This window comes from Tatumella sp. JGM130, assembly GCF_018257525.1.
In the GTDB taxonomy this organism is placed as follows: Bacteria; Pseudomonadota; Gammaproteobacteria; order Enterobacterales; family Enterobacteriaceae; genus Tatumella; species Tatumella punctata.
Window position 1 is genome coordinate 151,716 of the sequence record NZ_JAERJS010000003.1, and the last position, 21,909, is coordinate 173,624.

At 50.7% G+C, this 21,909-nt stretch carries 21 protein-coding genes; 4 read left to right on the forward strand and 17 right to left on the reverse strand.

From position 1 onward, the window contains the following. Positions 1–231 precede the first annotated feature (231 nt). Positions 232–762 carry an inorganic diphosphatase gene (gene ppa, locus JK211_RS02545; RefSeq protein ID WP_212707100.1) on the forward strand — a complete coding sequence of 177 codons (531 nt, stop codon included), beginning with the start codon at positions 232–234 and terminating at the stop codon, positions 760–762. Positions 763–820: 58 nt separating this feature from the next. On the opposite strand, the gene JK211_RS02550 is transcribed toward ppa, so the two are convergent. From JK211_RS02550 to JK211_RS02560, 3 genes are read right to left on the reverse strand one after another with little or no spacing between them, the layout of a single operon-like run. Continuing rightward, positions 821–1,168, reverse strand: coding sequence for a gamma-glutamylcyclotransferase (locus tag JK211_RS02550; protein ID WP_212707101.1), 348 nt, complete (start codon positions 1,166–1,168; stop codon positions 821–823). Positions 1,169–1,170: 2 nt separating this feature from the next. Continuing rightward, positions 1,171–5,007, reverse strand: a complete 3,837-nt coding sequence (locus JK211_RS02555; protein WP_212707102.1) for a translocation/assembly module TamB domain-containing protein — start codon at positions 5,005–5,007, stop codon at positions 1,171–1,173. Further along, the gene (locus JK211_RS02560; RefSeq protein WP_249213247.1) at positions 5,004–6,719 is read right to left on the reverse strand and encodes an autotransporter assembly complex family protein; all 1,716 of its coding nucleotides are present in this window, start codon (positions 6,717–6,719) and stop codon (positions 5,004–5,006) included. Before JK211_RS02560 ends, JK211_RS02555 begins: the two co-directional genes overlap by 4 nt. Before the next feature lie 501 nt (positions 6,720–7,220). Between JK211_RS02560 and JK211_RS02565 the strand changes: the two genes are divergently transcribed. Further along, positions 7,221–8,564 (forward strand): hemolysin family protein, encoded by a 1,344-nt coding sequence (locus JK211_RS02565; RefSeq protein WP_212707104.1) that lies wholly within the window; start codon positions 7,221–7,223, stop codon positions 8,562–8,564. A gap of 34 nt (positions 8,565–8,598) precedes the next feature. On the opposite strand, the gene JK211_RS02570 is transcribed toward JK211_RS02565, so the two are convergent. The 3 genes from JK211_RS02570 to fklB form a co-directional block, all read right to left on the reverse strand. Continuing rightward, positions 8,599–8,805 (reverse strand): DUF1107 domain-containing protein, encoded by a 207-nt coding sequence (locus JK211_RS02570; protein ID WP_212707105.1) that lies wholly within the window; start codon positions 8,803–8,805, stop codon positions 8,599–8,601. A 392-nt stretch (positions 8,806–9,197) separates the two neighbouring features. Continuing rightward, positions 9,198–9,938 (reverse strand): 3'(2'),5'-bisphosphate nucleotidase CysQ, encoded by a 741-nt coding sequence (gene cysQ / locus JK211_RS02575; protein WP_212707106.1) that lies wholly within the window; start codon positions 9,936–9,938, stop codon positions 9,198–9,200. Positions 9,939–10,152: 214 nt separating this feature from the next. Beyond that, positions 10,153–10,773: a peptidylprolyl isomerase gene (gene fklB / locus JK211_RS02580; protein WP_212707107.1), complete on the reverse strand. Its 621-nt coding sequence runs from the start codon at positions 10,771–10,773 to the stop codon at positions 10,153–10,155. A 322-nt stretch (positions 10,774–11,095) separates the two neighbouring features. On the opposite strand from fklB, the gene JK211_RS02585 reads away from it, so the two are divergent. Beyond that, positions 11,096–11,638 (forward strand): LysM-like peptidoglycan-binding domain-containing protein, encoded by a 543-nt coding sequence (locus JK211_RS02585; protein WP_212707108.1) that lies wholly within the window; start codon positions 11,096–11,098, stop codon positions 11,636–11,638. 74 nt (positions 11,639–11,712) lie between these two features. On the opposite strand, the gene rplI is transcribed toward JK211_RS02585, so the two are convergent. The 4 genes from rplI to rpsF are packed head-to-tail and all read right to left on the reverse strand — an operon-like array spanning position 11,713 to position 13,153. Beyond that, the gene (gene rplI, locus JK211_RS02590; protein WP_212707109.1) at positions 11,713–12,162 is read right to left on the reverse strand and encodes a 50S ribosomal protein L9; all 450 of its coding nucleotides are present in this window, start codon (positions 12,160–12,162) and stop codon (positions 11,713–11,715) included. 39 nt (positions 12,163–12,201) lie between these two features. Then, positions 12,202–12,429, reverse strand: a complete 228-nt coding sequence (rpsR, locus tag JK211_RS02595) for a 30S ribosomal protein S18 (protein WP_000135199.1) — start codon at positions 12,427–12,429, stop codon at positions 12,202–12,204. Between the two features lie 4 nt (positions 12,430–12,433). Continuing rightward, positions 12,434–12,748 (reverse strand): primosomal replication protein N, encoded by a 315-nt coding sequence (gene priB / locus JK211_RS02600; protein ID WP_343876917.1) that lies wholly within the window; start codon positions 12,746–12,748, stop codon positions 12,434–12,436. A 9-nt stretch (positions 12,749–12,757) separates the two neighbouring features. Then, a complete protein-coding gene (rpsF, locus tag JK211_RS02605) occupies positions 12,758–13,153 on the reverse strand; it encodes a 30S ribosomal protein S6 (protein WP_212707111.1) in 396 nt (131 codons plus the stop codon). 257 nt (positions 13,154–13,410) lie between these two features. Between rpsF and JK211_RS02610 the strand changes: the two genes are divergently transcribed. After that, complete coding sequence (locus tag JK211_RS02610; RefSeq protein ID WP_212707138.1) at positions 13,411–13,860, forward strand: Ivy family c-type lysozyme inhibitor; 450 nt, start codon at positions 13,411–13,413, stop codon at positions 13,858–13,860. Positions 13,861–13,936: 76 nt separating this feature from the next. On the opposite strand, the gene rlmB is transcribed toward JK211_RS02610, so the two are convergent. The 7 genes from rlmB to hflK all read right to left on the reverse strand — a co-directional run bounded on the left by rlmB (position 13,937) and on the right by hflK (position 21,816). After that, entirely contained in the window at positions 13,937–14,671 is a 735-nt protein-coding gene (gene rlmB, locus JK211_RS02615) for a 23S rRNA (guanosine(2251)-2'-O)-methyltransferase RlmB (protein ID WP_212707112.1), read from the reverse strand. Positions 14,672–14,742: 71 nt separating this feature from the next. Then, positions 14,743–17,247, reverse strand: coding sequence for a ribonuclease R (gene rnr, locus JK211_RS02620; protein ID WP_212707113.1), 2,505 nt, complete (start codon positions 17,245–17,247; stop codon positions 14,743–14,745). A 14-nt stretch (positions 17,248–17,261) separates the two neighbouring features. After that, complete coding sequence (gene nsrR / locus JK211_RS02625) at positions 17,262–17,705, reverse strand: nitric oxide-sensing transcriptional repressor NsrR (protein WP_212707114.1); 444 nt, start codon at positions 17,703–17,705, stop codon at positions 17,262–17,264. A 195-nt stretch (positions 17,706–17,900) separates the two neighbouring features. Continuing rightward, the gene (locus tag JK211_RS02630) at positions 17,901–19,199 is read right to left on the reverse strand and encodes an adenylosuccinate synthase (RefSeq protein WP_212707115.1); all 1,299 of its coding nucleotides are present in this window, start codon (positions 19,197–19,199) and stop codon (positions 17,901–17,903) included. A 127-nt stretch (positions 19,200–19,326) separates the two neighbouring features. Then, positions 19,327–19,515, reverse strand: coding sequence for a DUF2065 domain-containing protein (locus tag JK211_RS02635; RefSeq protein ID WP_212707116.1), 189 nt, complete (start codon positions 19,513–19,515; stop codon positions 19,327–19,329). A gap of 58 nt (positions 19,516–19,573) precedes the next feature. Continuing rightward, positions 19,574–20,581, reverse strand: coding sequence for a protease modulator HflC (gene hflC / locus JK211_RS02640; RefSeq protein ID WP_212707117.1), 1,008 nt, complete (start codon positions 20,579–20,581; stop codon positions 19,574–19,576). Beyond that, on the reverse strand, positions 20,581–21,816 hold the full coding sequence (gene hflK / locus JK211_RS02645) for an FtsH protease activity modulator HflK (protein WP_212707118.1): 1,236 nt from the start codon (positions 21,814–21,816) through the stop codon (positions 20,581–20,583). The genes hflC and hflK overlap by 1 nt, the downstream gene beginning before the upstream one ends. Positions 21,817–21,909: the final 93 nt, after the last annotated feature.

Below are 21,909 nucleotides of genomic sequence, written 5' to 3' on the forward strand. Positions count from 1 at the left end.
TATGTACGGAAATACCTTATTTATCGTCACGGCGGGGCGATCCTTTACTGACAACTGACCCTCTGCTGAATCATCCGCAGAGATCTTTATCTCTGATAGCTGTGCGGCGGGTTTGTTTTTCGCCGAAAGCTCTGTGCGGATCACTCTGAAAGCAGAAAAAGAGGCAATACTTTCACTGTCAGTTAGCTATAATACCGGGCACTTAATTGATGTCATTGAAGGAATTAAACGATGAGTTTGAACCTGGTTGAAGCAGGTAAAGATCTGCCAGAAGATATTTACGTTATCATTGAAATCCCGGCGAACGCTGATCCAATTAAATATGAAGTTGATAAAGAGTCAGGCGCACTGTTTGTCGATCGTTTCATGTCTACGGCCATGTTCTACCCATGTAATTACGGTTACATCAACCACACTCTGTCACTGGATGGTGACCCGGTAGACGTTCTGGTCCCGACGCCGTATCCGTTAGAGCATGGTTCAGTGATCCGCTGCCGTCCGGTTGGCGTACTGAAAATGACTGATGAATCAGGTGAAGATGCTAAAGTCGTTGCTGTCCCCCACAGCAAACTGACCAAAGAATATGATCATGTTAAAGACGTGACAGATCTTCCTGAGTTACTGCGCGCCCAGATTACCCATTTCTTTGAACATTACAAAGATCTGGAAAAAGGCAAGTGGGTTAAGGTCGATGGCTGGGCTGATGCCGCCGCGGCTAAAGCAGAAATCGTTTCTTCTTTCGAACGTGCTGCTAAAAAGTAATCTTCTGCTTTTGCTGTAAAAAAACGCCGTCTGCTAACAGACGGCGTTTTTCGTTGTCTCAGTTTTCACTATCCTTTTTAAGCCAGTCACCACTGATAATCTGCTGGCTGCGGACGACTGGCCGCTGATATATATACATCCACGCAGTACCGTACGGCGTCGATATCAGCTGACGCTTGTACTCTCCGCCACGGGTCCTCAGGGCATCCAGTTCACCCAGAGTTGTGGCATCTATCCGGTATACCTCACAACACACACGTCCTTCACCGGCAACAATCCCGGGGTACAGACCAAGATTATACAGGTCATACCCTTCAACCTGATAATCCCCTAACCACTGCGCATTGGTCATCCAGTGACTGTTTCCCTGCTTGCGCCTCAAACTACCATAGACGATTATTCGCATTGCTAAAACTCAAACTGATAAAGCAAATCAAGTGCCTGATCAACACCAGACACCGCTTCCAAATAGAGTTTAGGCATCAGCCGGTAGCGCAGGGTCAGCGTCGCCAGAGAATCAAACAAGCCGATACCATATTTCACCTGCAGCCCCGGCAGGACATAACCACTGACCTGCACCTGCTGACTATCACCGACCCCTGCGGTATCGAGTGCAAGGTTACTCACACCGAAGGTTTCGCCGATTTTGCCCATTACCTGCCCGCTTTGTGCAACCCCTAATCCAACCAGAGCAGATGTCAGTGCGTTGCCGTCACCGTCACTGCCGAGTCCCTGCCCGCGTAATAAATAAGACAAGGCCGCCTGTTGTGACATCACCGGATCAGAGAACACCTCAACCTTAGGTTCATCTGCCATGCCTGTCACACGGATACCCGCAGTCACATCATCTTCTGTGGCTTCAGGGTTACGGATAGCTTCCAGATTGACATATGGCTGGTCAGGCGGGCCGGAGAACTGTAACTGTCCTTTACGTACCACCAGATCCTGGCCATAGGCATGGAAGCGTCCTGAAGGAATATTAATCTGTCCATTCAGTCCGAGTCCATTTTTATCCTGCAATACTTTCAGGTCTCCCGTCAGACGGGCATTCAGGCCAAAGGCAGACAAACGAACATCATTACCTACATGTATGATTAAATTACTGTTTATAGGAATTGAGGTGGTTTTTGGCTGTATCGGCTGCAGATTCTCATTCAGCATCACCAGATCAGGAGATACGCCGACGGCACTTTCCGGTACCTGCTGTACCGTAATCCGCGCCCAGGGAATATCCACACGGCCATCCAGATTAAAGGCTGCCGGCGTGGCTTCAAACACAAGATCCGGAGAGACATCCATCCTGACCATCGGCGGCACCGTGACACGAATTTTTTCACCTTTGGCAGCAACCCGAGCCCGCCAGTTATCAATCTGAGCCCAGTCAGCATTACCGGTCAGATTCAGGTTTCCCTGCCGGGTCTGAATCAGACCTTCGAGGGTTGAACTGACCCCGTTAAATACCAGTTTCAGGTTCGCCGATGTCATATCAACCGGCATAAAATTGGCATTAATATCAAGGCCGTCCAGCGTAGTCTGACCATAGACCCGCGGGTTCTGCAAATTACCGGATAAACGCAACTGGCTGTTCAGCATACCGGTAATTTGTTCCCCTTTCGCCAGCGCCGGATTAAACAGCCCCAGAGAAAAACCGGCAATATTCACGCTACCACTCAGATTACGGGCCCGTTGCGGATCGCTGATCCGGACACTGCCGTTCAGCTGACCGTTATTAGCAATTTTTACCCGCCAGTCAAGCTGAGCTTTTCCGCCTGCCAGCGAGGCTTTCAGGTTCAGGGCATCAAATGCAATAGGCAGTGTATTGCCCTGCACGTTCTGTTTCACCTCGACACCTTTCCCGCTGAGGGTCACATTACCTTCCGGGAGTCCTCCGTTGGCGGTCCATTTCACCCTGGCATCTCCGCTGAATACACCTTTCAGCTGAGTCTCCGCAGGTAATACCGGTTTTAACATCCCGAGGTCAAACCGGGTCAGTTGTATCCGTGCATGCCCGTCAGCACCGGCGACAATCGGTTCCGGTACACAAATCTGTGCATCAGGATTCAGCCAGCAGTGGCTGCCAATTGTGATCGTTTTCAGGGTATTTTTATAATCCAGGCTGACCGCTTTACTCAGCCGCCATTCGCCAACCGGGGTGTTAAAGCGGGTATTGTTAAGTGATCCCTGCCAGCGCTGTTGCTGGCGATCAAAGCTGCCGGTCAGGGACAACTGACCCGAAACAGGTTCACCGGCCACCGTCAGTTTCAGCTGATGCTGTTTTTCGTTACCATCGGCATCCAGTACCACACTGCTGATGTTAAGGGCATCCTGTTGCAGCTGTGATACCCGTAACGCAAGTTTACCGGCAATCTGCTGGCCGGAACTGACATTGCCTTTAAGGCTGACACGACGAATTTTCAATTGCTGCCAGCGTAACCCCTGTCCGTCAAGATCCGCACGAACTTCAGGCTGCTGTAAGCTACCGCGCGCCAGTATTGTTCCTTTAACCACCCCACCCAGTCCCGGCAATGCATTATCCAGGTGTGACGCATCAATGCTGGCATCCAGGTTAATCTTATCCGACAGAGATCCTTTAATATTCAGCCGGTTTTGTCCCAGTAACAGATCAATACCCGGAATATTCCATTGATTGTAACTGTTGCCGTAAAGTGAACCTTTTACATTCACCGCATTCTGCTTCACATTACCGGTAAGTAACAGTTCAGGTACCCTGATTTGCCAGCTGCCGCCATACAGACTGCCACGGGTTTTAATACTGCCGTTCAGTTTTGCCGGCCAGTCAGGATACTGTCTGGCGGTATTAATACCTGCCAGGGTTAACTCACTGTTCCAGCTGACGGCTTTGGTCCAGTCAACCAGCGCACGTAAATCAACATTTCCTTGTAATGCTGAGATACGCAGTTTATCCAGCGAGAACTGATCCGTATTCCCTTTGCCGTCCAGAGCAATATCTGCGGGAGGTATGCTGTTGCCTGAAACCGCGCTGCGCAGGGAAATCGTGTAGCCCGTCGCTTTCCCCTCAGTAGTCAGTGCCAGATTTTTCACCTGCCAGTCAGGCTCTCCGGTCAGCGGCCAGCGTAATTGCGGGCTGTTTAAACGCAATGAAAAAGGCAGCCCGATGTCAGCCGGACGGGCCATCGCCTGTAACTGTGCTTTCACTGGTCCGGAAAGATTAACTTTCAGATCTACCTGCTGTTTTGCGGCACCACTGACAGTCAGCCTGACTTTCTGGCCTTTTACCGGTGCCATATTGATATCACTGTTCAGTGTCAGGCTGAGCGGCCAGTTATCTCTGAGGCTGGCTTCGCCGCGGGCACTCAGGATCCCCTGCTGTGCGTTTATCTTCAGGGTCTGTAACTCAACTTTATTTTCCTGAGTCAGGGCCCGGAGCTGTAAACGATTAACGGTCAGGTCCGTATCCCCGGTCAGACGCAGGTTTTCGCCAAGAATATCCTCAATACGGATATCTATCGGTAAACGGAATTCGGGTAAATTCAGTAGTGGTTTAGCGAATAACGCCCGCAGCATTTCTGCCGGTGATTGCTCCGTAACAGGCTGCGAAGCTGCCGCAGCCACCGGCTGCCCTGTTCCGGACGTTGCCGAAACTGGCGGTGTGACTTTGGCAGCTTGTACGGCAACCGGCCCGGCGGCTGCCTGTGCTGCGGCTGTTTTGCTTTTTGGTAATGCCAGCAGCAGATTTTCTATCCTGGTCGGTGTCAGGGTCAGCTGACGCCCCTGCCAGTGAATCCCGCTCGAGAAACTGCCCAGAGAAATCGCCGTGTCATCGATTTTCAGATTCACATTATCCAGCCCGAGGTGACGTAACACTATCGGATACGGGGTGGAAATGTCGCCACTGCTGCTCTCTTCGGCCGGTTTCTCCGGTGATGCGGGGGCCATTTTGCTGCTGTCCACGACCACGCTGACATCTTTAAGTCCGATGTCATTAACACACACTGAAGAGTGGATCAGACATGACGCATCCAGCGATAAATGAAACTCCCCGCCGGAGACACTGACCCCGGGCATCTGATACGCCAGCCCTTTAATCGTCAGATTTCGCCAGCCACCTTCGACCTGTTGAATCTGTAAACCCGGAACCCAGCGCGCAGCGCTGTTAAGCACCAGATGTAAGCCGGGCGTAGTCCCAATCAGGAAGCCAATAATAACCACCAGCAGTAACAGAAATATCAGGATCCCTGCCAGAACTCTTTTCAATAGCGTCATAACTCCGGCCCCAACCCGATATAAAACTGTAATCCATGCTCGCCTGAATCGCCTACCGGCCGGGCGATATCCAGCTTGATCGGCCCAACCGGTGATGCCCAGCGGATCCCCACTCCGGCACCGGTTTTGAAATCAGAATCTTTGATATTATTGACCGCTTCACCGGAATCGATAAAGACTGCCCCCCACCATTTGCCCGTAAAATTATACTGATACTCGGCCGAACCGGTGGCCATTTTGGAGGCCCCGGTCAGCTTGCCATCAGAATCACGCGGTGAGATATCTTTATATTTATAGCCACGGATACTGCGGTCACCCCCGGCAAAAAAGCGCAGGTCAGGCGGGATACGGTTGAAATTACTGGTTTCTATCCAGCCAAGGTTACCACGGAATACAAAACGGTTTTTTTCGGCCAGGGTACGGATCCAGACATTTTGTGCCTGCATAATGACAAAATCGACATCCGAGCCCCACCCCGTATCAGAAACGTCGACAGAGTAACGCTGAGAGTCCCCCCATGTCGGCATCAGCCCGCCCCGTGAGCGGGTACGGTTAACACTGACCCCCGGATAAATCAGCATCGTATTATCCGATATATTCCCCTGGGTATAGTTATCCAGACTCCAGCGCAGGTTTACCGCTTTTTGCCAGCCCGACTGATTATCCCAGTAGCGGGATACTGCCAGTGTCGAGGTATCAGAACGGGTATCATTCAGGTCGGTACGCTTTACACCGCCCTGTAACAGATAATATTGTTCCAGCGGACTTTTCAGTAACGGTATTTTATAGGTCATGTCGAGCTGTTGTTCCGGCTGCGACAGGTAAGTGCTGACCGACATGCTGTGGCCGTAGTCGTTTACCCAGGGACGTTTCCACGATGCTTTAACATGGGGCCCGACATCAGTTGAGTAACCGATACCCGCTTCGGCGGTATTTTTCACTGCGGGGGTCAGTACCGCACTCACCGGTAGCACCTTATCCTGACGGGACTTACCGAATTCCGGAGATGCCACCACCGAGCTGAACCACCCGGTGGCAGATAAACGGCGGTTGAGTTCGGCTAAGTCCCGGGAACTGTAGTAGTCGCCTTTGTGATAAGGAACCAGCTGGCGCAGATACTCTTCACGGATCTGTGAGCCTGTAAAGCTGACATCACCAAACCGGTAACGCTGCCCGCTGTCATAGTCGATATCCCAGAACGCTTCATGCCGCTCAACCGAAACACCAAGCTGACTTTTTTTAAACTCACCATCAAAATAACCGTTGCGCAGAGCAATGCCGGAGAAGCCGCTTTTAAAGCTGTCGTATTTGCCCTGATTAAGTACCGTACCGACCACCGGACGTCCTGCGGCTATCCACTGTTGGTAATCAGGGTCTTTACTGCCTTCCCCCCCGACCACAATCGTGCTGCCGGCAATCTTTACCGGCGGACCGGCATCAACCTTTACGCGGATGATCGGGTTTTTACGATCCAGAGACTCAGGAGGGGTCGGAAACGTAATTACCGGTTGAAAGTAACCGAGCGCTTGCAGGCTCTGTTTAATGGAATCGGTCAGTCGTGCCTGGAAACGGTTATCCGCCGTAACTTCTTCACTGGCAATCGCTGCCAGACGGATCCGCACATTATTTTGTAATTCACCTGACAATCCCGTCAGTTGTAACTGAACGGTCGCAGCCTGAAGGGCAGGCGCTGTCAAAAGCATTACCGTCATACCAAATAGCGATAAACGTAGACGTGGCACGTAAACTCCTGTTTAAACCGGCCGTTTTCCCGGTGAGCTTTTCCGGCTATCGGTAGCCGGAAAGGCAAAAACAACGAAAAATGAAAAACTAAGATAGTTAGCGGCTATTGTCGATAAATGCTGCAGTTAACACAACACCTGGCAGTAAGATATAACGCTATTTTTCGGTTTAATGACGTAATGATGGCGGTAAAGCTAAGATAAAAAACCAGCACAGACTGTTTTACGACAGATTATTTTGGCGATGAAAATTTGTTCATCTTTCCCTCTGGCGGCCTCTCTGTGGCTGCTGCTATAATCGCTTCTTCAGGAAAGCCTGAGCCGTTCTGTCTGAGAGGTACGCTAATTAAGCTGCCGGACAGACATTTTTGGCGCGGATAGCCGATGTTACTGATATAAGCACTGTCAGCGCACGAGAAGGTCTATGTTGCCCACGCCAAAAATGACAAGAGTATAAACACTGGACCCTTTATGTTAGATAGCTTATTTGTCATTTTATTACTGATAGTCATCAGTTCTTTTTTCTCCCTGTCTGAAATTTCTCTGGCCGCTGCACGCAAAATAAAACTGAAATTGCTGGCAGATGACGGTGATGTCCGTGCCCAGCATATCCTGAAGATGCAGGAATCCCCGGGCATGTTCTTTACCGTAGTACAGATTGGTCTGAACGCGGTTGCCATCCTCGGCGGTATCGTCGGTGATGCTGCATTTTCCCCGGCATTCAGTTCGCTGTTCTCACGCTTCTTTGCACCGGAAATTGCCGATCAGCTGAGTTTTATCTGCTCTTTCACCATCGTCACCAGCCTGTTTATTCTGTTTGCAGACCTGACACCAAAACGTATCGGGATGATTGCACCGGAAGCCATTGCTCTGCGTATCATCCACCCGATGCGTTTTTGTCTGATGATCTTCCGGCCACTGGTGTGGTTTTTTAACGGTATGGCGAATAATATTTTCCGCCTGTTTAAAATTCCAATGGTCCGCAAAGATGACATCACCCCTGATGATATCTACGCGGTCGTCGAAGCCGGGGCGCTGGCCGGGGTACTGCGTAAACAGGAACATGAACTGATTGAAAATGTCTTTGAGCTGGAGTCACGCACTGTGCCTTCATCCATGACATCGCGGGAAAATATTGTCTGGTTCGATTTGAATGAAGATGAAGAAAGTCTGAAGTCAAAAATTGCACAGCACCCGCATTCTAAATTCCTGGTCTGTAATAACGATATTGACCATATTATTGGTTATGTTGACTCCAAGGAGCTATTACTGCGGGTGCTGGGGAATCAGAGCCTGACCCTTAACAGCGGCGTGCAGATCCGCTCTGCACTGATTGTTCCTGACACACTGACCCTGTCTGAAGCGCTGGAAAGCTTTAAATCTGCCGGGGAAGATTTTGCAGTGATCATGAACGAATATGCATTAGTGGTGGGCATTATCACACTGAATGATGTGATGACCACTCTGATGGGTGACCTGGTCGGTCAGGGCTTTGAAGAACAGATCGTTGCCCGTGATGCTAACTCATGGCTGGTCGAAGGAGGAACCCCGATCGATGATGTGATGCGGGTGCTGAACATTGACGAATTTCCCCATTCGGGTAATTACGAAACCATTGGCGGCTTTATGATGTACATGCTGCGTAAAATCCCGAAACGTACCGATTTTGTGATGTTTTCGGGGTATAAGTTCGAAGTGGTGGATATCGACAGCTACCGGATTGACCAATTACTGGTCACCAGAATAGATGAACGCCCGGCAATGCTGGCCCCTGCCGGCACTATTGTCGCAGACGAGAATATCTCTGCCAGTTAAATGATTCAGGGCGCCTTCCGGCGCCCTGGCTTTATTAACAATACTCAGCCTGTAAACGCAGCACCTGGCGGTTAATTTCCGACATCACATTCAGTTGCTGCTTATCTTTTACAGTCGGCAGTAACAACCTGCCCTTATCGAAGTCAAAAGCCCCGATACCGCGAATATATAAGCGGCCTTTAAACAAAATTTTCACGTATTTAGCGATTTGCAGAGGGTTGTATCGCTGAAAAATCTTCATCCTTTCGATCCTTACTTGCTGATGCCCTGATATCCGCAACCGGATATCACTGCTATGACCACAATTTACCGGTAAATTGTCACACTGCTCAATCAGATAAACCATAAAAATGGTATGGATTAGTCTTATATTTTGTTTATCTATGTTAATACAGTATAAAAATCACATCTGTGCAGTAGCACACAATTATTTAACAACTGATGGCGACATATAATGCCGGGCATATATGTCAGTAAGATGATCACTGCACAGAAGAGTGGCCGTACCGCAGTTAAGGGTGTTGCAGAGAAAAGTGCGTAGCAAGCCGGTAAGGGATACAGCACAGGGCACGCCGGCGCCCCCGCGGGCTGAATAGGATTAGCCCGCCGATGCAGTCCGGCGGGAGAGAATGGTCAGAACACACTGACCCGGAAACCGGGATTGAGGAAGGACTCACGTGGCGTATAATCCAGTGTTTTTCCGGTCCAGTCAGTGACATGCGCCCCGGCAGCTTTTGCTACAGCATGTCCGGCCCCCGTGTCCCAGATATTCGTCGGTCCGAAACGCGGGTAGAGTTGTGCTTTGCCCTCTGCGACCAGACAAAACTTCAGGGATGATCCGACAGACGTGGTCTGATGTTCTCCCAGTTGTTGCAGATACTCTTTCAGTTCACTATCAGCATGGGAACGGCTTACCACAACCAGCGGCGGATTTGCCTGCTGCACCTGAATCTGACGGCGGTCCCCCTGTGTTTCTTTCCAGGCTTTTCCTTCCGCGGCAAAATACATCAGGTCCGTCGCGGGTGCATAGACAACACCTGCAACCGGCACCCCCTGCTCAATCAGGGCGATATTTACCGTGAACTCTCCGTTACGACGTATAAACTCTTTAGTGCCATCGAGCGGATCAACCAGCCAGTAACGCTGCCACTGCTGACGTTCTGGCCAGCTTACGGGTGACTCTTCCGATAGCACCGGAATATCCGGAGTTATTCGGCTCAGCCCGTCGAGGATCACATGATGAGCTGCTATATCCGCGGCGGTCACCGGGGAATTATCTGCTTTATGCAGGATGTCCGGCGGCTGTTCGGCATTATATATCTGCATAATTTCCACACCGGCTGCTCTCGCTAACTGACAGAGTTGTTCCAGCATTATTCACCCCCTTCATGTTCGGCACCCCACAGAGAAGTGCGCCGTCATTAGTTGTCGTTTTTTCAGTGTACCGTATTTTCTCTGCTGACGCAGAGAGGGTGGCGGGAACAGATATCGCTGACAACACCCTGAGCGAATCCGTCATCCCGCGCCAGGTCTACGGGCGCAGGCAAAAAAAACCGGCCCTGTGGCCGGTTCAGATTAATGCAGTGAATTACAGAATATCCAGTAACTCTACTTCGAAGACCAGAGTGCTCAGCGGAGGAATTGATGCACCGGCACCACGCTCGCCGTATGCCAGCTGCTGAGGGATCACCAGCTCCCACTTCGAGCCTACCGGCATCAGGGTCAGAGCTTCAATCCAGCCCGCGATAACGCCGCTGACAGGGAATTCTGCCGGTTCACCACGCTGTACAGAACTGTCGAATACGGTGCCATCGATCAGTTTGCCTGTATAGTGTACGCGGACACGATCCTGACGCGAAGGTATCGCTCCTTCACCCTGAGTCAGTACGCGGAATTGCAGACCAGACTCAGTGCTGCTGACGCCTTCACGCTGACGATTTTCTTCAAGATATTTCAGCCCTTCTGCTGCCATAACCTGAGTACGTTCCTGACGAACCGCTTCAGCGCGTTCATGAACTTCACGCAGTGCGCGATGTACGACGTCCACAGGGACAGCCGGCGAATTTCCTTCCAGCGCATCACGCAGGCCGGCGAGTAAAGCTTCAGGCTGTAACCCTTGTAAACCTGATTCCAGCAGTTGCTGCCCGACCTGCAGACCAATACCGTAACTAGCCTGTGCTTCAACGCTATCAAAAGAAAGAGTCGTCATTTCTGTTCCTGATTTATCTTAAAAAAGTGAAACGGCAGCATAACAGCGCACGCCGCCGGGGTAAAACCGAACCTGCTGCTGGTGACTTTTTTTTCTGAAAGATGAACAATAGTCAGCTTAAGGTGCGTATATCCGCCGGCCGGTGATAACTACGACGGCAGTTCAGCATCGCGACTATCATTATCTGTGTAAGAAGAGAGACAAAATGGGCCAATTTGCCCGCCGTAATCCCCCTGTCACCCGGAACCGCGTAGCCGCTGTCCTGAGGGCCGCACGCCCCGCAGCCATACGCAAATTAATTACCCCGCAACAGGACACCACTATGCGGAAACAGAAAAAAAATATCAGTCCGGATTCACTGATTAGTAATATCCGGCAATGGCCAGAAAAGTTGCACTGGCTGGATCCCCTGCCGCTGACTCACCGCTGGGGAATATTTATCGGTCTGTTGCTGATAATCACGGGTTTTTTATTACCGGGTCAGTCCACGCAATTTCCGGTACAACGGTCCGTGAATACTTCACAGGCGATAATGCAGGCACAGCTGGATAATAGCAGTGATAGCTCGTCATCGTTGCCAGCCCCTTCGTCAGATGATCCGCAGGGACAATGGCATAATTACCAGATAAGCGATGGGCAGACGCTGGCTCAGCTATTCCGTGATAATAATTTACCGGTCAGTGATGTGTTTGCGATGGCAAACGCAGAGGGTACAGATAAGCCTTTAAGTAATTTACAGGCAGGACAGCAGATTCGGCTGCGGATTAATGCCCGTGGCACCGTGACAGCCCTGACACTGAATAACAGCAACGGACCCGTGCTTTTTACCCGTCAGAGCAACGGCAGCTTTATCCGGGCGCAGTAAAACTGTCTGTCATGCAGGCGGACTGTACAAACAAAAACGCCGGCACAAGGCCGGCGTTTTCGCATTACTGCAAATTATGCAGCAACGACGTTAACAACCAGTTTAGCAACTACTTCGCTATGAACCTGGAAATTAACTTCGTATTCGCCGGTAGAGCGCAGAACGCCTTCGGCTAAACGAACTTCGCTTTTCGCAACGTCAACGCCGGCAGCAGATACTGCATCAGCGATATCGCGTGCGCCGATAGAACCAAACAGTCTGCCACCGTCACCGGCTTTAGAAGTAATGGTTACTGTCGCCAGTGCGTTGATTTTCTCAGCACGGGCATTGGCAGCAGCCTGAGTTTCAGCTTGTTTAGCTTCCAGCTCAGCACGACGAGCTTCGAAAAACTCGATGTTAGTTTTAGTTGCAGGGACAGCTTTACCCTGTGGAACCAGGAAGTTACGAGCGTAGCCCGCTTTTACGTTTACCTGATCACCCAGGTTACCCAGGTTTGTTACTTTATCAAGCAGAATAACTTGCATTACCTTATCCTCTCAAAGTCGTTAATGGACAGTGGCCGATTACTGATGACGATCAGTGTACGGCAGCAGAGACAGGTAGCGCGCGCGCTTGATAGCACGGGCCAGCTGACGCTGGTATTTTGCGCGAGTACCGGTAATACGGCTCGGTACAATTTTGCCACTTTCAGTGATGTAGTTTTTCAGCGTTGCGATATCTTTATAATCGATCTCTTGAACGCCTTCCGCGGTGAAACGGCAGAACTTGCGACGACGGAAATAACGTGCCATTAGGCTAGTCTCCAGAATCTATCAATTCAATCTGCTCGGCATGTAACACTATTCGGCTTTGTCCTGTCGCTGCCTGATGGCAATGCAGGAAACCTTCCAGAATAAGTTGCGTGCCGACCGTTATATGTTGAGTAATCTGCTGATGTTCGTTACCACTGACAATAACAGGGATACGACACCATGCATGCCGGGATAATCCGGCTTCCTCCTGTAAGGATTTATGCTCAAGCACAAACTGACAGTGAGGAATTCCTGAGGGGCTGGTCTTTCTGACAACCTTGCCACAGACATTGCCGGACAGGTGCAGACGATTAGCCACCCTCATGGATTACTCTTCAGTTTCCTCAGCATCTGAGTCATCAGTGGTTTCGTTAGCGAAGTCTTCACGACGATCACGACGTTCTTCTTTCGCTTTAACCATTGGTGACGCTTCAGTTACCGCGTTTTTAACGCGCATAACCATGCTACGGATAACGGCGTCGTTGAAGCGGAAATTAGTTTCCAGCTCATCGATAACACTCTGCGGAGCTTCAACGTTCAACAGAACGTAGTGTGCTTTGTGCAGTTTGTTGATCGGGTAAGCCAGCTGACGGCGACCCCAGTCTTCCAGACGGTGGATCGTGCCTTCTGCACCGGTGATAGCACCAGTGTAACGCTCGATCATTCCTGGAACCTGCTCGCTCTGGTCAGGATGGACCATAAATACGATTTCGTAATGACGCATCGGTTGCTCCTTACGGATTATTCAGCCTCCTGTCAGGGTCAGCCGCGGCCCATGGAAGCAAGGAACGTGTTTAAGTGCGGCCGAAAAATTGACGCGTAATAATACTGACCCTGAGGGCGAAATTCAAGCAATTAAATCACGAATAATGACAAAGATTGCATCACCATAATATGGCGTAGCAGCGATTAGCGGCACTACCGCTAACAGACTATAATAATGCCACTTTACAGGAGGAACAGATGAAGATGATATTCCGGATGTTCTGTGCTGCAACCCTTTGTTCGGCAGTAACTTTCCCGGCCGTCGCAGGGCAGCAAACCAGCTTAAATACGCTTATCCATAGCCCGCAGGGCCGTCAGCAATTTTCACAGCTGGTCACAGGACAACATCTGCCTGACTGGGTAAAGAAAGGGGGGACCGAAACGCCGGCACAGCCGGTGACGCTGAACGGTGAGCGGTATCAGGTATATTATGCCTGTAAACCGCATAACTGCTCTGCCGAACAGTTCGCCCTGCTTTACTCGCCGGCAGAAGGCACAATGAGTGGTGTATTTGTTCGTCATGATGAAAGACGTCATACGGAGCAATTACGCTGGCTGAACCTGAGTGACAAATTATCCATTGATGGCAGAACCGTATTATATGCGGCCATTACCGGCAGCCTGGAAAATCACCCCGATGATTTCAACTATACCGCCAGCCACTGACTGACAGCCCGGCCGGTGGCAGAGTAAAGCAATATTCTGTGCCACGCCGGGAGCACTCCCGGCACAGCAGCTGTAGTTATGACTGACGCTGGCGTACCGCTTCGAACAGACAGATTCCTGTCGCCACCGATACATTCAGTGATGACACACTGCCCGACATAGGAATACTGATAAGTTCATCACAGTGTTCACGGGTCAGACGGCGCATTCCGTCACCTTCTGCTCCCATCACCAGTGCCATAGGTCCGGTCATTTTACTCTGGTACAGATTGTGGTCGGCTTCGCCGGCAGTGCCGACAATCCACACATGGTAGTCCTGCAACAAACGCATGGTACGAGCCAGGTTAGTTACACGGATCAAAGGCACCGATTCGGCAGCACCACAGGCGACTTTCCTGGCGGTCGCGTTCAGTGAAGCAGAACGGTCTTTCGGTACGATGACCGCATGGACTCCGGCCGCATCAGCACTACGCAGGCATGCGCCCAGGTTATGCGGATCCGTCACTCCGTCGAGGATCAACAGGAAAGGCTGTTCAGTTTTTTCCAGCAAATCAGGCAGATCACCTTCCTGATAATGACGGCCGGGTTTAACGCTGGCAATAATCCCCTGGTGAACTGCGCCTTCGGCTTTGCTGTCCAACCACTGGCGGGTCGCTACCTGAACAGCAACCCCCTGAGCTTCCAGTGCGGCGACCAGCGGTTGCAGACGGCGATCATCGCGCCCTTTCAGAATAAATACTTCCTGAAAACGTTGCGGGTCACGCTCCAGTAAGGCCTCTACGGCATGAATACCAAAAATAATTTCGCTCATAACTCAGTTCAATGGTTGGACGTTAATAACAGGCGCTTTCCGGGGGACGGAAAGCGCCCTGAATAAGGGAATCAGTCAGCTTTCTTCGCGACTGCTTTGCCCTTTCTGGCTGCACGTTTCGCTTTAGTTGCTGCCGCGATTTTACGTGTTTTCTCTGATACTTTTTTGCCTTTTTTCACCGGTTGTGCCGGAGTTTCGGGCTGGCTGCTGTTCTGCGCAATTTTCTTTTTTGCAGAACGCTTTTTTCCTGATTTCTTTTTATCCGCGCGGAAGCTGCTGTCAGCCTCAAAGTTCTTTGCTGACCCCGTTTCGCGGCGACGCTTACCGGCAGAAGATGCCGATTGTTTTTCTTTCTCACGGGCGGTTTTACCTGCTCCGCGAGGCTGACGCTTACTGGAGATCAGCGCAAAATCAATCTTACGCTCATCCATATGTACCGCATCGACCCGGATCTCGACAATATCACCCAACCGGTAGGTGTGTGCACCGGACTCGCCGATCAACCGCTGACCTACCGCATCAAAACGGTAATAGTCATTATCCAGCGTCGAAACGTGTACCAGGCCATCGATAAACAGATCATTGAGGCGTACAAAAAAGCCGAAGCCGGTCACACTGGAAATCACACCGCTAAAGGTATTCCCCACCTGATCCTGCATAAAGTCGCATTTCAGCCAGTCGGCAACATCACGGGTCGCTTCATCAGCCCGGCGCTCAGTCATTGAACAGTGCTGACCTAATTGCAGCATCTGTTGCAGATCATAGTGATAGCCGCCGGTCGGTGTACTGTTTGCTTGTAATTCCCCGGCATTTTTCGCCAGCAGATACTTGATTGCACGGTGCAATAACAAATCCGGATAGCGACGGATAGGCGACGTAAAGTGCGCATAGGAGGCAAGTGCCAGACCGAAGTGCCCCCGGTTTTCCGGATCATAAACCGCCTGCTTCATCGAACGCAGCAGCATGGTCTGTAACATTTCCGCATCGGGCCGGTCGGCAATTTTTTCCAGCAACTCAGAATAATCGAGCGGAGCGGGTTTGTTCCCCCCTGACAGGCTCAGGCCCAGCTCACTAAGGACCGTACGGAAGCTCTTGATACTGTCTTCTGAAGGTCGATCATGGTCACGGAATAACGCAGGTTCCTGGTATTTTTCGACAAAACGTGCTGAGGCAATATTAGCCAGGATCATACATTCTTCGATAAGTTTATGGGCATCATTACGTACCGTACGCTCAACCCGTTCAATACGGCGTTCCGCATTGAAAATAAACTTAGCTTCTTCAGTTTCGAAAGAAATGCCTCCGCGCTGAGCACGGGAGGTTTCCAGCACCTGGTACATACGATGCAGTTCTTCCAGGTCACCGACCAGTGGTGCGTAATGTTCACGCAATTCCTGATCCCCCTGCAGAATATTCCAGACCTTGTTATAGGTCAGGCGGGCATGGGAATTCATTACCGCTTCGTAGTGTTTATAACCACTCAGTTTACCGGCCGCAGAAATCGTCATTTCACACACCATACACAGACGATCGACCTGCGGATTCAGTGAACACAATCCGTTAGACAGGACTTCCGGCAGCATAGGTACGACCTGTGAAGGGAAATACACGGAGGTGCCGCGCTGCTGAGCTTCATTGTCCAGTTCACTGCCGGGACGAACATAGTAACTGACATCGGCAATCGCAACCCACAGCCGCCAGCCGCCACCCCGTTTTTTCTGGCAGTAGACCGCATCATCAAAATCACGGGCATCTTCGCCATCGATGGTGACTAACGGCAGGTGACGTAAATCGATGCGTCCGGCTTTCGCCTGCTCCGGAACCTGCTCGCTAAGCGCAGCCATTTGCTGCTCAACGGCTTCCGGCCAGCTGTGGGGAATTTCATGGGTACGCAGGGCCATATCCACGGCCAGGCTGGTGCCCATATCATCGCCAAGGATCTCGATCACCCGGCCAATGGCTTTCGCGCGGCGGGTCGGACGTTTTTCAAGTTCGACCACAACCACTGCCCCCATCCGCGCATTCAGGGTAAATTCCGGTTCAATAAGAATATCAAAACTCAGACGGCTATCATCGGGCACCACAAAACCGGCACCGGCGTCGACAAAGTAACGTCCGACAATCTGGTTATTGCGGGGTTCAACCACCCGCACCACCCTGGCTTCACGCCGGCCTTTACGGTCGGAACCTCCTGGCTGAGCCAGAATAATGTCGCCATGCATACAGAATTTCATCTGCTCAGCTGACAGATACAGGTCATCTTTGGAATTTTCTATCCGCAGGAAACCGTAGCCGTCACGGTGCCCTATCACTTTACCGCGCAGCAAATCCAGCCGTTCCGGTAAGGCATAGCACTGACGACGGGTAAAAACTAATTGTCCGTCGCGCTCCATCGCTCTCAGGCGGCGGCGCAACGCTTCGATCTGTTCTTCACCGCTGATACCCAGCTCACGGCCGAGTTCTTCACGGTTAGCAGGTTTTTCACGTTTATCTAAATGGGCAAGGATAAATTCCCTGCTGGGGATCGGATTATCATATTTTTCCGCTTCCCGTTGCTGAAAAGGGTCTTTTGACACAGGTACCTCCAATGTCATGAATGTGTATTTACCACAGCGGCATCCGTGATAAAAATTTTATATAAGTTGTCGTTATTTTGAACGATATCCGCAAGCGTATAGTTATCCAGTTCTTTCAGAAATTGTTCCATTGCACTATGTAACGCTGCTTTCAGGCGGCAGGCCGGGGTAATAGCACACTCATCACAATTCACTAGCTGTAAAGGTTCTAACTTTCGTACTACTTCACCGAGATTAATCGCTTGTGCAGGCATGCCAAGACGAATACCACCATGCTTTCCGCGACTGGTCTGAACAAAGCCCTCGCGGCTTAACTGGTTAATAATTTTAACCATATGGTGTCGCGAAACGCCATAGACATCCGTCACTTCAGTGATACTTGTCATCTGCTGCTCCGGTAAGGTTGCCATAAAAATCAACGCCCGAAGACCGTAATCTGTAAAGCTGGTTAGCTGCACTGTTTCCTCATCGTGTTCGCCGGATAAAAATGGCGCAGTGATTAAGCAAAAGGAACCTCTGTATATTGATAATAAACCAGAGTTCAGGATGCCGGAGAATTATTTAAACAACCAATGAACCGGATCAGAAAACAGGAGGAAAGGAAAACGCTGGCAGGAAAGACAAAGGCCGGAATAATTCCGGCCTGAGTATGATTAAGCATCAAACGGGTCGCGCAAAATCATCGTTTCACTACGGTCAGGACCGGTTGAAATAATATCCACCGGTACGCCGGTCAGTTCTTCAATACGTTTAATATAGTCATGGGCAGCTTTCGGCAATCCTTCCGGTGTTTTAACGCCGAAAGTTGTTTCGCTCCAGCCAGGCATTGTTTCATAAATTGGCTCAATACCTTCCCAGCCTTCTGCTGCCAGCGGAGTCGTCGTCACTTCACGACCATCCGGCATCCGGTAACCGACACAGATCTTAACGGTTTCCAGACCATCCAGTACATCCAGCTTAGTCAGACAGAAACCTGACAGGGAGTTGATTTGCACCGCACGGCGCACTGCGACTGCATCCAGCCAGCCAGTACGACGACGGCGGCCGGTGGTGGCACCAAACTCATTACCTTTCTGTCCCAGGAACTCACCCGTTTCATCAAACAGTTCGGTCGGGAACGGACCCGCACCGACACGGGTTGAATAGGCTTTCACGATACCCAGCACATAATCAACATAACGCGGGCCCAGACCTGAACCGGTCGCAACACCCCCGGCGGTGGTATTCGATGAAGTCACATACGGATAAGTACCGTGATCGATATCCAGCAATGTCCCCTGAGCACCTTCAAACATAACCAGATCACCGCGTTTACGGGCGTTATCCAGTAATTCAGAAACGTCTACCACCATGCCGGTCAGAATGTCGGCGATCGCCAGAACATCATCGAGGACTTTCTGGTATTCAACCGGTTCGGCTTTGTAATAATGGACCAGCTGGAAGTTGTAATATTCAACAATTTCTTTCAGCTTAACGGCGAACGTTTCTTTATCAAACAGGTCACCTACACGTAAACCGCGGCGGGCCACTTTGTCTTCATAAGCAGGGCCAATACCACGTCCGGTAGTCCCGATGGCTTTATCGCCGCGCGCTTTTTCGCGAGCCAGATCCATCGCCACATGATATTGCAGAATTAACGGACAAGCTTCAGATAACAGCAGACGTTCGCGTACCGGTATACCGCGATCTTCCAGGCCTTTCATCTCTTTCATCAATGCTTCAGGAGACAAAACCACGCCATTACCAATAATGCTGGTAACGTTATCGCGCAGGATACCTGATGGAATTAAGTGGAGGACGGTTTTTTCACCGTTGATGACCAGTGTGTGACCGGCATTGTGGCCACCCTGATAGCGAACAACATATTTCGCACGTTCAGTCAGAAGATCTACGATTTTACCTTTGCCTTCGTCACCCCATTGGGTGCCAAGTACGACGACGTTCTTACCCATTTTCCAAAACCACCGATTGCTTAAAAAAGGATTCTACCATCTGAAATAGTCTCTTTCAGCATTTTTAGCATACGGTTGCGTACTTTTTTTGCGGTGATTTTATTCAGTATCGTAAAACCCGCAGACTTCAGCGACTGACCATATAATAGATCACGATTCCCGCGACCACCAGTCCGCCACCGAAACGTCGTAATACGTTATCAGGCAGTTTTACCATCGCGGCAATAAATTTACGCCAGCCTCCGGGATAGAGCATCGGCCCGAGGCCTTCCAGAACCAATACCAGCGCTAACGCCATCCAGATTGTTGTATTCATCTTGCGGTCCAATAGAAAAGGCCGGCAAACGCCGGCCTGTCAGTGTAAAACAGTAAAATCAGTGACTTGCAGCGGTTGACGGTGATTTCATAAAACGTAAGAAATCATTGTCCGGGCTCATTACAATCACGTCTTTATTGCCACGGAAGCTGTTTTCATAAGCGGTCAGACTTCTGATAAAGGCATAAAAATCAGGATCTTTACTGAAAGCATCTGCAAACAGTTTTGCGGCTTCTGCATCCCCTTCACCACGGGTAATCAGAGCCTGGCGTTGTGCTTCAGCCAGAGTCTTAGTGACCTGATAGTCAGCCTGAGCGCGCAGCTTTTCAGCCTCTTCCTGTCCCTGAGAACGCTGACTACGGGCAACAGATTCACGTTCCGCACGCATACGATTATAAATAGCCCCTGACACTTCAGCAGGCAGGTTGATCTGTTTGATACGAACATCAACAACATCAATCCCCAGTGCGGCCATACTGTTTGGATTTACCGCAGCCACTTTCCCCTGAGTCTCCTTCTCTACCCTTGCCGCCGCGCTGGCAATGGCATCATCTGCGGCCGGGGTTTGCACATCGTCGTCACTGCCGGCACTGCCGGTATTCAGGGCATCCCGTACATCCGTCGTCAGGCGGCCACGTGAATCGGTAACGATATCACGCACATCCAGCCGGCCGATTTCAGAACGCAGACGGTCACTGAACTTACGTTTCAGTAATAACTCAGCCTGGGAGATATCTCCGCCACCGGTCGCCAGATAGTAACGACTGAAATCACTGATCCGCCATTTAATGTATGAATCAACGATCAGATCTTTTTTCTCTTTGGTCACAAAACGGTCGGCCTGGTTATCCATGGTCTGGATACGTGCATCCAGTGTTTTTACGGTCTCAAAGAAAGGCACTTTGAAATGCAGACCCGGCGTATACACCAGCGGTTTATTCTCGCTGTCACGTAACACTTTACCGAAACGAACCACGATACCGCGTTGTCCTTCCGGGATAACGAACATTGAGGTGAACAATAACACCACCACAATCACAGCCACTACAATTACAGACTTACGCATTATTCATCTCCTCCATCACGCTGGCCATCATTGCGCAGCGCATTCGCCCGTCGCTGATCCATAACACTTTCCGGCGAAAAGCCTGAGGTATTACGACGCATGCTGACTTCAGAAGAGGAAACCGATGACGGTTTAAGCGGTGTCATCGGGGCGACTGCTTTTTCCCGGGTCACTGCAGCAGTGCCGCCTTTCAATAGCTGATCCAGCGGCATAACCATCAGGTTATTACTTTTGTCATTGACGATAACTTTACGGGTCTGGGACATAACCCGTTCCATAGTGTCCAGATACAAACGTTCTTTGGTGATCTGTGGCGCGGCTTTATATTCCGGTAAAATCTCGGCGAAACGGGCGACTTCACCCTGAGCTTCCAGCACAGTACGTTCTTTATAAGCACGTGCTTCCTCAAGAATACGCTGAGCCTGGCCGTTAGCCCGTGGCTGTACTTCATTCGCATAGGCTTCAGCCTCACGAACATATTGTTCACGATTTTCACGCGCAGCGATTGCATCATCAAATGCCGCTTTTACTTCTTCAGGCGGACGGGCAGCCTGGAAGTTAACATCCAGCACACTGATACCCATATTGTAAGGGCGAATAGTATCTTCAATCTCACGCTGAGTTTCGCTACGCACGACAGTACGTCCTTCCGTCAGCACACGATCCATGGTTGAACGACCAATCACACCGCGTAATGCACTGTCAGTCGCCTGACGCAGACTGTCATCAGCATTGGTTACCGAATACAGGTAACGTTCGGGATCCGTGACCCGGTACTGAACGTTCATTTCCACCCGCACTACGTTTTCATCGGAAGTCAGCATTACTCCGGAGGTCGCCAGTTCCCGAACGGCTTCTACGTTGACCGGACGGACATTATCAATAAATGTCGGTTTCCAGTTCAGCCCGGGACCTACCAGATGGCTGAACTGCCCGAAACGGGTGACGACCCCGCGTTCAGCTTCGCCAATGGTGTAAAATCCGCTGGCGGCCCAGACCGCCACCACAACTACCGCAACAATGCCTGCAATTTTTCCGGTGGACGGACCATCGCCTTCTGATTTTCCTCCACCAAATTTCCCCAGTTTACTGCTGAGTTTTCGGAAAATGTCGTCCAAATCAGGAGGGCCCTGATCACGACCCCCACGATTTCCCCCGGAGTTGCCGCCTTTATTATTGCTGCTTCCCCACGGGTCGCGGTCCTGTCCGTTATTACCGGGCTGATTCCACGCCATGCTTATACTCCATTTATAGTAGTGCGGTGATAATTTAACGTAAGTGCGGTGGTATCCGATATTGAGATACTATTATTCAGGTATTGCTAAAAA